The 13411-nt window shown below is 50.1% G+C and carries 10 protein-coding genes; all 10 read right to left on the minus strand.

Annotated features, from left to right (window positions below; all coding sequences use genetic code 11):
- Positions 1-13 precede the first annotated feature (13 nt).
- The 10 genes from argH to secA all read right to left on the minus strand — a co-directional run bounded on the left by argH (position 14) and on the right by secA (position 13387).
- Positions 14-1429 carry an argininosuccinate lyase gene (argH, locus tag BC351_RS22360; protein ID WP_079415069.1) on the minus strand — a complete coding sequence of 472 codons (1416 nt, stop codon included), beginning with the start codon at positions 1427-1429 and terminating at the stop codon, positions 14-16.
- A gap of 72 nt (positions 1430-1501) precedes the next feature.
- Positions 1502-2740 (minus strand): argininosuccinate synthase, encoded by a 1239-nt coding sequence (locus BC351_RS22365; RefSeq protein WP_079415071.1) that lies wholly within the window; start codon positions 2738-2740, stop codon positions 1502-1504.
- 43 nt (positions 2741-2783) lie between these two features.
- Positions 2784-3743 carry an ornithine carbamoyltransferase gene (gene argF, locus BC351_RS22370; RefSeq protein WP_079415073.1) on the minus strand — a complete coding sequence of 320 codons (960 nt, stop codon included), beginning with the start codon at positions 3741-3743 and terminating at the stop codon, positions 2784-2786.
- Positions 3744-3772: 29 nt separating this feature from the next.
- Positions 3773-4969, minus strand: a complete 1197-nt coding sequence (locus BC351_RS22375; RefSeq protein WP_079415075.1) for an acetylornithine transaminase — start codon at positions 4967-4969, stop codon at positions 3773-3775.
- Positions 4970-5099: 130 nt separating this feature from the next.
- Positions 5100-5870: an acetylglutamate kinase gene (gene argB, locus BC351_RS22380; RefSeq protein WP_079415183.1), complete on the minus strand. Its 771-nt coding sequence runs from the start codon at positions 5868-5870 to the stop codon at positions 5100-5102.
- Between the two features lie 45 nt (positions 5871-5915).
- Positions 5916-7142 carry a bifunctional glutamate N-acetyltransferase/amino-acid acetyltransferase ArgJ gene (argJ, locus tag BC351_RS22385; protein ID WP_079415077.1) on the minus strand — a complete coding sequence of 409 codons (1227 nt, stop codon included), beginning with the start codon at positions 7140-7142 and terminating at the stop codon, positions 5916-5918.
- A 30-nt stretch (positions 7143-7172) separates the two neighbouring features.
- On the minus strand, positions 7173-8222 hold the full coding sequence (gene argC, locus BC351_RS22390; protein ID WP_079415079.1) for an N-acetyl-gamma-glutamyl-phosphate reductase: 1050 nt from the start codon (positions 8220-8222) through the stop codon (positions 7173-7175).
- A gap of 475 nt (positions 8223-8697) precedes the next feature.
- Positions 8698-9567: a YitT family protein gene (locus BC351_RS22395; protein WP_425270938.1), complete on the minus strand. Its 870-nt coding sequence runs from the start codon at positions 9565-9567 to the stop codon at positions 8698-8700.
- A 111-nt stretch (positions 9568-9678) separates the two neighbouring features.
- A protein-coding gene (gene prfB / locus BC351_RS22400; protein WP_144028493.1) for a peptide chain release factor 2 occupies positions 9679-10798 on the minus strand; the annotation gives its coding sequence in 2 pieces (ribosomal slippage) (positions 9679-10725 and positions 10727-10798; 1119 coding nt in all).
- A 69-nt stretch (positions 10799-10867) separates the two neighbouring features.
- Positions 10868-13387: a preprotein translocase subunit SecA gene (secA, locus tag BC351_RS22405; RefSeq protein WP_079415085.1), complete on the minus strand. Its 2520-nt coding sequence runs from the start codon at positions 13385-13387 to the stop codon at positions 10868-10870.
- Positions 13388-13411 lie beyond the last annotated feature (24 nt).

Here is a 13411-nt window from a genome sequence, read left to right on the forward strand (position 1 = left end):
GAAGGCTTTTGTTTTATTTGCTTTTTTCTAGAAAAGCTTGGAGCCACACGTTGGATTGAACCAAAACTTGCTCAGCGCGAGCAATCGCCTCTGTCACTTGGTTGCTTGCAGTTCCACCAAAGACATTACGTGCATTGACCACTTGCTCCGGTTGTAAAACTTGATAAATATCGGATTCGAACAGTTCTGAGAACGTTTTGAACTCCTCGATGCTCATATCGAGCAAATATTTTTTGTTCTGGATGCAGTGCAGAACCGTTTTACCAATCACTTCGTGCGCTTGGCGGAAAGGCAGACCTTTGTTAACAAGGTAATCCGCGATATCCGTAGCGTTAGAGAAGTCTTGGTTAACCGCTTGTCTCATGCGATCCGTGTTGACCTTCATCGTAGCGACCATCGGAGCGAATAATTGGAGCGCGCCTTGCAGGGTGCGAACCGTATCGAACATGCCCTCTTTATCTTCCTGCATGTCCTTGTTGTAAGCCAGCGGCAGCGACTTGAGCACGGTCATCAGACCGAACAAGTTGCCGTAGACGCGGCCGGTTTTGCCGCGGACGAGTTCGGCCACGTCCGGGTTCTTCTTCTGCGGCATGATCGAGCTGCCGGTACAGAAAGCATCGTCGAGCTCGACGAACGCGAACTCGGTCGAAGACCACAGCACCATCTCCTCGCTAAAGCGAGAAAGGTGCATCATGATCATGGACGCGTTAGAGAGGAACTCCAAGATGAAATCGCGGTCGCTGACCGCATCCAGGGAGTTCTCGTACACGCGTCCGAACCCAAGCTGCTCCGCCACGAAATGGCGGTCGATCGGGAACGTCGTGCCGGCGAGCGCGCCAGCGCCAAGCGGCAAAATATCTACGCGCTTGTAGCTGTCCTGCAAGCGCTCCAAGTCGCGCTGGAACATGCTGACGTAGGCCATCAAGTGATGTGCAAAGAGGATCGGCTGCGCACGCTGTAGATGCGTATAACCCGGAACAATCGTATCAATGTTGTTTTTGGCTTGGTCGATCAGTGCTTCCTGCAGCTTGATCAGATGTCCCACAAACTCAACAACCCGCTTGCGCAGGTAAAGATGCATATCCGTTGCCACTTGGTCATTGCGGCTGCGGCCCGTATGCAGCTTGCCGCCAACAGGACCAATCAGGTCGATTAGCGTTTTCTCGATATTCATATGAATATCTTCATTCTGAATCGTGTACTCGAGTTCGCCGCGGCGGATCATGCCTTGGACTTGCAGCAGGCCGTCTTTGATCTTCTCTACATCTTCAGCAGGCAAGATACCGCATTTGCCCAACATCGTCACATGCGCCAAGCTGCCTTGAATATCTTCCTCAGCCAACTCTTTATCAAATGTAATCGATGCTGTATATTCTTCGACCAATTGGTCGGTTTGCTTCGTAAATCGTCCACCCCAAAGCTTTGACACGTTGCACTACCCCTCTCTAATGGACAGCCCAAAGGCTTTCCACAGTGGGAAAGCCCTTGAAAGACTGCGAACTTATTTCTTCGCGTTTTGCTCCACGCCGGAAGATACTTTCAAACGAAGCGCGTTCAAGCGAATGAAACCAGTTGCATCGCCTTGATCGTATGCTTTCGTCGGATCTGCTTCCATCGTTGCAATATCTGGGTTGTATAGGGATACTGGGCTTTTGACGCCAGCGCCGATTACATTGCCTTTGTATAGTTTCAAACGCACTGTACCTGAAACGTTCTTTTGGCTTTCTGCCACAAGCGCTTGAATCGCCAAACGCTCAGGCGCAAACCAGAAGCCGTTGTAAACCAGTGTCGCATATTTCGTAATCAAGGAATCACGAAGGTGCATCACATCACGATCCATCGTGAGGGATTCCATTTTGCGGTGAGCCGTGAAAAGGATCGTACCACCCGGAGTTTCGTACACGCCGCGGCTCTTCATGCCAACGAAACGGTTCTCAACCATGTCCACACGACCAATGCCGTGCTTGCCGCCGATTTCATTCAAAGTTTCCATCACTTGCAGCGGAGTCAATTTGGCTCCGTTGATCGCTACGCAGTCACCTTTATCGAACTCAAGCTCAATGTATTCCGCTTCATTCGGAGCGTCTTCTGGAGCTACGCTCAAGACGTACATGCCTTTGTTGTCGTCATGTGCAGCATCGAACCAAGGATCCTCCAACATGCCGCTCTCGAAGGAGATGTGCAGCAGGTTGCGGTCTGTGGAATACGGCTTCGCCGCCGATGCCGTCACCGGAATGCCATGCTTCTCGGCATAGGCGATCATCTCTGCGCGACCTGGGAATTCCTCGCGGAATTGTTCCAAACGCCAAGGCGCGATAACGGACAGCTCAGGCGCCAGCGCCGCTGCTGTAAGCTCGAAGCGCACTTGGTCGTTCCCTTTGCCGGTTGCGCCATGCGCAATCGCTGTTGCGCCTTCAGCGCGGGCGATCTCGACCATGCGCTTCGCGATCAACGGACGCGCAATGCTCGTGCCGAGCAGGTATTGCCCTTCATACAGAGCGCCCGCTTGGAACATCGGGTTGATGAAATCCTTCGCGAATTCATCGCGCAGGTCATCGATGTAGATTTTGGATGCGCCAGTTTTGAGCGCTTTTTCTTCCAGACCGTCAAGCTCGTCTTTTTGCCCGATATCCGCTGTGAACGCGATGATTTCAGCGTCGTAAGTCTCTTTTAACCATTTCAAAATTACCGATGTATCCAGTCCGCCGGAATAGGCGAGTACGATTTTTTCCTTAGCCATGTCTACTAATCTCTCCGTTTCTAATTCTGCTGATTGATAGCTATTATATCATTGTCGCGGCCATAATGGCCTTTTGCGCATGAAGACGATTCTCGGCTTGATCAAAAATGATCGAATGCGCGCCATCGATGACGCCCTCGCTCACTTCTTCCCCACGATGGGCTGGCAAGCAATGCATGAACAAGTAATCCTGTTTCGCATACTTCACAAGCGCTTCGTTAATTTGGAAATTTTTGAAAGCGACTTCCCGCTCCTGCTGCTCCGCTTCAAAGCCCATGCTCGCCCATACATCTGTATAGACGATATCGGCATTTTCGATCGCTTCGCGCGGATCACGAGTAAGCAGCACACTGCCTCCGGATTGCGCAGCATTTTCCTTGGAAATCTGAATCACTTCTTTGTCCGGGTCATACCCTTCCGGCGAAGCAATCGCGAAGTCCATGCCTAATTTGCTCGCACCCATCATCAGAGAGTGAACCATATTGTTGCCATCCCCGATATAAGCCACTTTGATCCCTTTCAGACGGCCTTTTTTCTCCAGAACCGTTTGATAATCAGCCATAACCTGGCAAGGGTGCGCGTAATCAGTAAGCCCATTAATAACCGGCACCGTTGCTCCACGAGCCAGATCGATCACTTTACGGTGCTCGTACGTACGAATCATAATTCCATCCAGATAACGGGACAACGTCTGCGCCGTATCCCAAACCGTTTCTCCGCGTCCAAGCTGAAGATCATTTTTGCTTAAGAAAAGCGCCTGACCGCCAAGCTGGTACATCCCGACTTCAAAAGATACACGCGTACGCGTCGATGATTTCTCAAAAATCATCCCCAACGTTTTGCCTGCTAATACAGCATGAGGCTCTCTAGCCTTCTGCTTGCGTTTCAGCTCAATGCCATAGTGAATCAAATATTCGATTTCTTCCGGTGTATAGTCAACCAAAGCAAGAAAATCTTTGCCCTTCAGTTGGGCAGCCATTTCTTCTTGTAAGGTAATATTCATTTCATCCAACCTCTCTACGTTAACTCTGTCTAAATGCTGCTGATCGTCGATGCCTTCTGGGAGAGGACATCACACACGACATCCAGCGCTTGATCCAAATCTGCTTGCGGTATCGTCAAAGCCGGTACCAAACGAATCACATTCGGCCCTGCTGGAATAACCAATACACCTTGTTTGTGAATTTCACTGATGATTTCACCAGCTGGTTGCGTACACTCGATGCCAATTAACAGACCAACACCGCGAATCTTCGCGATTAACGGATTGCCCGCAAGCTTGCTTTCCAGCTTCTTCACCGTGTACTCGCCTAACTCTGCTGCACGTTCAGACAATTTCTCCGAAATAATCGTGTCCAAAGCCGCGTGAGCCGCCGCTGTCGCAATTGGTGTTCCGCCAAACGTCGAGCCGTGACTGCCTGCGCTGAAAGCTTCAGCCAAATGCGCCTTGCCCAGCATAGCTCCGATCGGGAAGCCACCGCCAAGACCTTTGGCCAATGTGAAAATATCCGGCTCCACACCGTAATGCTCATACGCAAACAATTTACCTGTACGCCCAATGCCTGTTTGGATTTCATCTACAATTAACAGCAAATTCTCCTGTTTGCAAAGCTCAGCAATCTGCTTCACGAATTCCGGATCAGCCGGCAGAACGCCGCCTTCGCCTTGAACCATTTCAAGCATGATCGCGCAAGTTGTATCATTCACGAGACTGCGAACAGCATCAATATCGTTATAAGGCGCATAGACAAAACCGCCTGGAAGCGGATGGAAGCCTTCCTTTACTTTATCCTGACCTGTAGCGGTCAGCGTAGCCAGTGTGCGTCCGTGGAACGACATGTTGAACGTGATAATCTCGTACCGACCATTGTTCAGCACCTTCTGGGAGTAGCGACGAGCTAATTTGATTGCCGCCTCATTCGCTTCCGCACCCGTGGAACAGAAAAATACCGCGTCCGCACAGCTGTTGTCCGTAAGCAAAGTGGCCAGCTTCTCCTGATTCGGAATATGAAAAAGATTGCTCACATGCCAAAGCTGATCCAGCTGTTCAACTAGCTTCTCTTTCACCGCTTGAGGCGCGTGTCCGAGGTTCGTCACCGCGATGCCGCTCATCAAATCGATGTACTCCTTGCCTGTGTCATCCCACAGTCGGCTGCCTTCCCCCTTCACCAATGTAATCGGATATCTGGTGTAAGTTGGAAAGAGCGAGCTTTTTCCCGTTTCTGTCATGTACATTCCCTCCTTAGTGGTTATTCCAATGCGCACTTTTGTGCGTATTGATTATGATTCCTTTAAGTGATGTCCTATAGATAATTGCTGCTATTTCAAAACGAATATGCTCCGAGATGATTAAAACCTTCTAACGCACAATCCGCGTACCAATACCGGTGCCTTTCAGCACTTTGCTCAGTACATTCGGCTCAGATCCATTCACGATAACAACTTCCTGCACCTTACCCTGTATACAAGCAATCGCTGCACGGACCTTAGGGATCATGCCGCCGTAGATCTCACCGCTGACGATCATTTCTTCGATCTCTGCCACGCTCACAACCGGAAGTACTTGCTTCTCGCCGTCAACCGTCTTCATGATGCCTGGAACGTCAGTCACAACAACCATTTGCTCGACACCAAGGTGCGAAGCGACCGCTCCCGCTGCTGTATCCGCATTAATGTTGTAACGCTGTCCGCCATCTGCGCCAAGTCCAACCGGTGCGATGACCGGAATATAGCCCATATTCACGATGCCCTGAATCAACTCCGCATTGACCTTCGTCACGTCGCCGACAAGTCCAACTTCATGGCTGTTCGCCACTGGCTTCGCTTCGATCAGATGTCCATCCACACCGGACAATCCAAGTGCAGCTGCGCCCGTTAATTGAATACGGCGGACGATCTCTTTGTTGATCTGACCAGATAGCACCATCTCTACAACATCCAACACCGCTTCGTTCGTCACCCGCAGGCCGTTCACGAAACCAGACTCAATTCCGAGCTTCCCCAGCGTCTCCGAGATTGCAGGACCACCGCCATGTACGATGACAGTAACGATGCCTTCGTCCTGAAGCTGACGCATATCTTCAAAAAAGCTGGACGGTAAAGCCGCAAGCGTACTCCCGCCGCATTTCATCACAAAGCAATTGTTCTTCACAGCCGTTCGTTCCCCTTTGCTTCCTTATGTGCGATAAGCCGCATTGATCCGCACATAATCATATGTCAAATCGCAGCCCCAGCCTGTTGCCTTGCCAGTGCCCATATGCAAATTCACGTGAATTTGAATCGTGTCTGTTTTCAAATAAGCAAGCGCCGCTTCCTCGTCAAACTTCACTGGACGCGACTGCTCCAACACCGCGATATCGCCAAGGCGAATATCGACCGTGTTTACGTTCACCGGCTGACCGGAGTATCCGACTGCCGCGATGATCCGACCCCAGTTGGCATCAGCTCCATAAACAGCCGACTTCACCAAGCTCGACCCGATGATCGACTTGACGATCTTGCGAGCCGCCTCGTCGCTCTCCGCGCCGACTACCGTCGTCTCGATCAGCTTCGTCGCGCCTTCGCCGTCGCGAGCAATCGCTTTGGCGAGGTATTCGCCAACGTACTGGAACCCTGCCGCGAACGCTTCCCAATCCGGATGTTCCGGATTCAACGCTTCGCCGCCGGCCAGCCCGCTAGCCATCACCACGACCATGTCGTTGGTGCTTGTATCTCCGTCAACAGTGATCATGTTGAACGTGCTGTCTGTAATCCTGCCCAGCAGCTGCTGCAGGTGTACGCTTTCGATCGGTGCATCGGTTGTCATGAAACCGAGCATTGTCGCCATGTTCGGATGAATCATCCCCGAACCCTTCGCCGCCCCGGCAATATGTACTTCCTTGCCGCCAACCACAACACGGACACACGTCATCTTCTGCGTAAGATCCGTTGTCAGGATCGATTGGCAGAAGTCTTCGCCTCCGTCTACTTTCACACGGCCTGGCAGCTGCTCGATGCCGCTGAGCACCTTGCCCATCGGCAATAACTCGCCGATGACGCCTGTGCTCGTCACGCCGACGTGATGCTCCGCCACGCCTAGTGCCTTCGCACTTGCGGCGCGCATCGCGCGCGCGTCCTGCTCGCCTTGCTCGCCGGTGCACGCATTGGCGTTGCCGCTGTTCACGATCATCGCCTGCAGCTTGCCGCTATGGGCGATGCTTTCTTGCGTCACGCGCAGCGGTGCCGCTTGGAATGCGTTCAGCGTGTACACGCCCGCCGCTGCCGCAGGAACATCACAGACGATTGCGCCCAGATCATAGCGCTCCGTCTTCTTCAAACCACAGTGCAGACCGCCTGCACGAAAGCCTTTCGGCGTCGTAACCGTGCCCTCTGGCACGACAGTAAAGCTACCTTGCTCTAGCATGTTCGTTCGTCACCTGTCCTCATCTTATCGTTATGGATACACCGGTGCGAACAACAGCCCTGTCGTTTCGTCCCAGCCTTGCATCATATTTAAATTTTGAATGGCCTGACCTGCAGCGCCTTTCACCACATTATCAATGACCGAAACAATCGTCACACGTCCTGTACGTTCATCCACAGCAAAACCGATGTCACAGTAGTTGGAGCCGAATACTTCTTTCGTTGAAGGCAGTTTGCCATTCTTGCGAATACGCACAAACTTTCTTCCTTCATAATACTGGCTGTACAGCTCGGTGAAATCTTCCAGCGTACGCTCGCCATTCACAGAGGCATACATCGTAGCCATAATACCACGAGTCATCGGTACAAGGTGCGTTGTGAACGTCGTAATCACCGGCTTGCCGGCAACCCGACTGAGCGCCTGCTCGATTTCTGGAATATGCTGATGCTTATTCACTTTATATGCAGTTAAATTCTCATTCACTTCGGAGTAGTGAACACCCAAGCTCACTCCGCGCCCAGAACCGGACACACCGGATTTGGCATCTATAATAATCGTCGAAGGATCGATCCAGCCCGCTGCAACAGCAGGTATCAGACCAAGCAGCGTAGCTGTCGGATAACAGCCAGGATTTGCGATCAGATCGCTCCCTTTCACTTCGTCCCCGAACACTTCGGACAGACCGTAGATCGAACGAGCCAGCGCCTCTTCGGAAGCGGCCGGTTTTTTGTACCATTTCTCATAATCCGCTGACGACTTCAATCTCAAATCTCCGGAGATATCAATGACTTTCAATCCAGCTGCCAACAATTTCGGCGAAAGTTCTGCACTCACACCCGCTGGCGTTGCCAAGAAAACAACATCCGCTTTGCCTGCGATAAGGTCAACATCCAATACATCGAGCACATCCAAAACGATCTCCTGCAAATGCGGAAAATGCTCAGCAAGCGGTGCTCCCGCATTCGAAGTTGAGATAACCGAAGTAATTTGAACTAACGGATGCGCCTGCAATAGACGAATCAATTCTGCACCACCATAACCTGTGGCTCCAATAATAGCCGCTCTTACGCCATGACTCATTTGAATTTCCCCCAGACGTCCTCAAAATATATGTATTATTATACAGTCGCATACATAATAACTCAATGAATTTTTTTGTCCGATTTTTGTCAATAAAATTGATTTACAGCAAGTCGTTTCAAGGATTTCTCGCATCTCTGCGAAGCTTGTGCAGGAACCTGCTTTTTAGAGAAAAATATACATAATATGCATCAAATTCACGTGTCCCGTGCATAAAAATGAGTCATTTCAGATATATTCTCACCTTAGCCGTGCACACTCCCTCTATTATCCCAAAACAAACGCCACACAAGCAAATTTTGTATGTTCGCTGCTTCTTCTTTTTCGAAAATGTGGGTAAGTATTAGGGTTATGCACAGCTTATCCACAATTTACCCACAACAATATTGGCCAAAAGTTGAGTTATGCACAAAAAGACAAAAAGACGCACCAATGTGCGCCTAATTTTTTTACCCCACTCCATCAAAGCGAATTCTTAGGCATGCTTCTTAAAACCTTCACCCAAGACCTCATTCGTTTCGCTCAAAATGACAAAAGCTTGCGGGTCCACGGATTGCACCAGCGTTTTCAAACGACTTACCTCATTCTGTTTCACGACGACCATCATGACCGTACGAGATTCCCCCGTGAAACCTCCGGACCCATTCAACTCTGTAAGTCCCCGATCCAAATCATATAAAATCGCTTTGCGAATAGCATCCGTATGATCCGAAATGATAAAGGCCACTTTGGCATAGTTGAATCCAAGCTGTACAATGTCAATTGTTTTCGTTGTGACGAATAAACCGATCATTCCGTAAAGAGCATTCTCCGGGGTGAAAATCAAAGCTGAGCTTATAATGACTAACCCATCAAACACCGCAACCGAAAAGCCAAGGCTTAAACCCGAATATTTATGTAGAATTTGAGCAGCCAAACCCAATCCGCCCGTTGAACCACGTCCACGAAAAACAATGCCTAACCCAAGCCCGACTCCCATCCCTCCATAAACTGCCGCTAATAAAGGATTATGAGTAGGTACGCCTAGATGACTTGTTAACAGTACACAAAGCGGAAAAATGACCGACCCTACGGCAGCCTTAACCCCAAACTGTCCCCCCAAAAGCCAAAGGGCTAGCAAAAAAATAGGGATATTCAATGCCCATTGCGTGATGGCCGGGTTTAGATTCGTTATATGCTGCACAATGGTTGAGATCCCTGAGACCCCACCTGTTGCTATCTGATTCGGATTTAAAAAGCAGTTAAAACTCGCGGCCATGATGAGCGAGCCAATTATTAATAACGTATATTCAAATACGGTATGGGAAGGACTTCCGATCCGTATCCGCGGTTCTTTTCTGGGCACGAGCGGCCCTCCTCTCACAAAAAATCCTACACCTTCTAGGTGTAGGATGATCGTCTATGGCTTCGGGTATGCGCAGCAGACCTGAGCGCAACAAGATACGCCAACTTCTGACTACACTTCACTATCCGGCTTCCGAATCTGATGACGTAGATAAGCATCAATGAACGTATCGAGATCTCCATCCATTACCGCACCTACATTACCTGTCTCCGCCGAAGTTCTGTGATCTTTGACCATGCTATAGGGATGAAACACATATGAACGAATTTGGCTTCCCCATCCAATGTCTGATTGTTCGCCGCGAATCTCAGCCAAATGCTTTAAATTCGCTTCGATCTTCTTCTCATACAGCTTGGAGCGGAGCATTTTCATCGCTTTCTCGCGGTTCTTGATCTGCGAGCGCTCTTGCTGACAGCTCACCACGACACCGGTTGGCATGTGCGTAATCCGCACAGCCGAATCCGTGGTGTTGATGTGCTGACCGCCGGCGCCGCTGGCACGATACGTATCGATTTTGAGATCCTCCGTGCGGATCTCAACCTCTGTATCGTCCTCAATCTCCGGCATGATGTCGCACGACACGAAGGACGTATGACGCCTTCCTGAGGCATCGAACGGCGAGATGCGAACGAGCCGATGCACGCCCTTCTCCGCCTTCAAATAGCCGTAGGCGTTGAAGCCTGTGATCTGCAGCGTGACGCTCTTCACGCCGGCTTCGTCGCCGGGCAAATAGTCGAGGACCTCGACTTTGTAGCCCCGCTTCTCCGCCCAGCGGCGATACATGCGCAGCAGCATCTCCGCCCAGTCCTGCGACTCGGTGCCGCCGGCACCGGGATGCAGCTCAAGAATAGCATTCAGCCGGTCATACGGCTGATTCAAAAGCAAGCCAAGCTCGAACGTTTCGAGCTTCTTCTTAAGTGCCGCGATGCCTTCCTCAATGTCGGCTGCCAGGCCAGCATCGGCTTCCTCTTCCTCGAGCTCGACCATGACCTGCAGGTCATCGAACGCGTTCGAGAAGCCATTGAATTCATCAACGACACTTTTGATCACGTTGAGGTCTGCGATGGTCTTCTGGGCACGTTCGTTATCGTCCCAGAAGTCCGGCGCCCCCATTTTTTCCTCAAAATCGCCGATCGCTTCCAGCTTATGATCTAAGTCAAAGAGACCCCCGTAATTCGGTTAGTCGCTTTGCTGTTTCTCTTAAGTCTTGTTTCACTTCTGGTTCCAGCATGTCTTACACCTCTTTATTCTCTTGTGCCCCTATCATCGGGTTAATTAGCTGCGGCCGGGTAAATCCTGCTTAGCTGCCTTGCCCATGGCACTGTTTGAACTTCTTCCCGCTGCCGCAAGGACATGGGTCGTTACGCCCGATACGCTGCTCTTCGTCGCGCACCAGTGGTTTCTTGCCGCCAGCTTCGTTCTTCGTGTCCACAGCTTGACCTTCAGCTACCGCTTGGCGCTCCAGGTTGCTTTGAACGTGAGCTTTCATGATGTACATCGCAACTTCTTCCCGGATGTTGTCAATCATCTCTTGGAACATTTCGAATCCTTCAAATTGGTATTCACGAAGCGGATCCGTACCGCCGTATGCACGAAGGTGGATACCTTGGCGAAGCTGATCCATAGCATCAATATGATCCATCCATTTGCTGTCTACCGCGCGAAGAGCGACAACCTTCTCGAATTCACGCATGAATTCAGCGCCGATTTCTTCTTCACGCTCATCGTACCGTTTGCTGACAAGAGCTTGAATAAATTCAATGATTTCTTCTTGCTCTTTGCCCCATAGATCTTGATCCGTAATTTGCGCATCATCATGCAGCAAATTGTTGTTCACGAAGTTAGCCACTTCTTGAACTTCCCACTCTTCCGGAATTTGTTCTTCCGGGCAGTGTGCTTTCACCACGCGCTCAATCACAGAAGTAATCATACCTTCAATGACCTCACGAATATTGTCGGACTCCAGAAGCTCGCGACGTTGTTTATAGATGATACCACGCTGTTGGTTCATTACATCATCGTATTGAAGAACGACTTTACGCACGTCGAAGTTGTTGCCCTCAACGCGTTTTTGAGCCGATTCCACTGCGCGGGAAATTAATTTGCTCTCGATCGGCTGATCTTCTTCCATTCCGAGGCGGTCCATCATCGCCATGATATTTTCCGCGCCGAAGCGTTTCATCAATTCATCCTCTAGGGAGAGGTAGAACTGGGAAGAACCTGGGTCACCTTGACGGCCTGCGCGTCCACGCAGCTGGTTGTCGATCCGTCTGCTTTCATGACGTTCTGTACCTATAATATGCAGTCCGCCTGCGTCATGTACGCCTTCGCCAAGTACAATGTCCGTACCGCGGCCCGCCATGTTCGTCGCAATCGTCACAGAGCCCGGTTGGCCTGCGCGTGCTACGATTTCAGCTTCCTCCGCATGATACTTCGCATTCAATACTTTGTGCTGAACGCCTTTCTTCTTGAGCATGTCCGATAATACCTCGGAATTCTCAATTGAAACAGTACCGACAAGAACCGGTTGATTCAGCTTATGGCGCTCTACGATCTGCTCAACAACAGCTCTGAATTTACCTATTTCTGACTTGTACACCACATCCGGCATATCCTTACGAATCATCGGACGGTTCGTCGGAACTATGATAACTTCAAGACCATAAATCTTCTTGAGCTCTTCCTCTTCCGTCTTCGCTGTACCCGTCATACCCGCAAGCTTGCGGTACATCCGGAAATAGTTCTGGAAAGTAATCGTCGCCAGCGTCATGCTTTCATTCTGAACTTGCAGCTGCTCTTTGGCTTCAATCGCCTGGTGCAGCCCATCGCTATAACGACGGCCTGTCATAATACGGCCTGTAAATTCATCAACAATCATCACTTCGTCATCTTGCACCACGTAATCCACATCGCGTTTCATAATGAAACGTGCTTTAAGCCCTTGTGTCACATGATGATTAATATTCACATTCTGATGATCGAATAAGTTCTCAATGCCGAATGCACGCTCCGATTTAGCTACCCCTTCTTCAGTAAGAGCCACGGAACGCACTTTAATATCTATCGTGTAATCTTCTTCTGCTTTCAACGTGCTCACAAAACGGTCTGCCGCGTAGTACAAATCTGTTGACTTCGCAGCTTGTCCAGAAATAATCAATGGCGTTCTCGCCTCATCGACAAGAATGGAGTCAACCTCATCGATAACCGCGAAATAAAGCGGCCGTTGAACCATTTGTTCCTTGTACAGCACCATGTTGTCACGCAGGTAATCGAAGCCATATTCGTTATTCGTTCCATACGTAATATCACAAGCATAAGCCGCTTGCTTTTGCTCATGGGACAAGTCATGCAGATTTACCCCAACCGTCAAGCCGAGGAACTCATAAATCTGACCCATTTCACCGCTATCCCGCTGTGCCAAATAGTCATTGACCGTAACTACGTGTACGCCTTTACCCAGCAAAGCATTCAAATAAACAGGGAGTGTTCCAACGAGCGTCTTCCCTTCCCCTGTTCTCATTTCCGCGATACGGCCTTCATGCAGCACCATACCCCCGATGAGCTGAACGTCGTAATGACGTTTACCCAAAACGCGCAAGCCCGCTTCTCTAACCACAGCAAAAGCTTCAGGCAGCAAATCATCCAGTTCCTCGCCTTTTTCCAAACGATTTCTGAACTCAACCGTCTTGCCTCTTAACTCCTCATCGGATAGCGGCTTAATAGTAGCCTCAAGCTCATTGATGTAATCAACAGCCTTAAGCATCCGTTTAATTTCCCGTTCATTGGAATCACCAAAAATTTTCTTCACTAGTCCTAGCATCGGTGAACCCCTTTCTATTGCATT

The sequence above is a fragment of the Paenibacillus ferrarius genome (genome assembly GCF_002027705.1).
Classification (GTDB): Bacteria; Bacillota; Bacilli; order Paenibacillales; family NBRC-103111; genus Paenibacillus_E; species Paenibacillus_E ferrarius.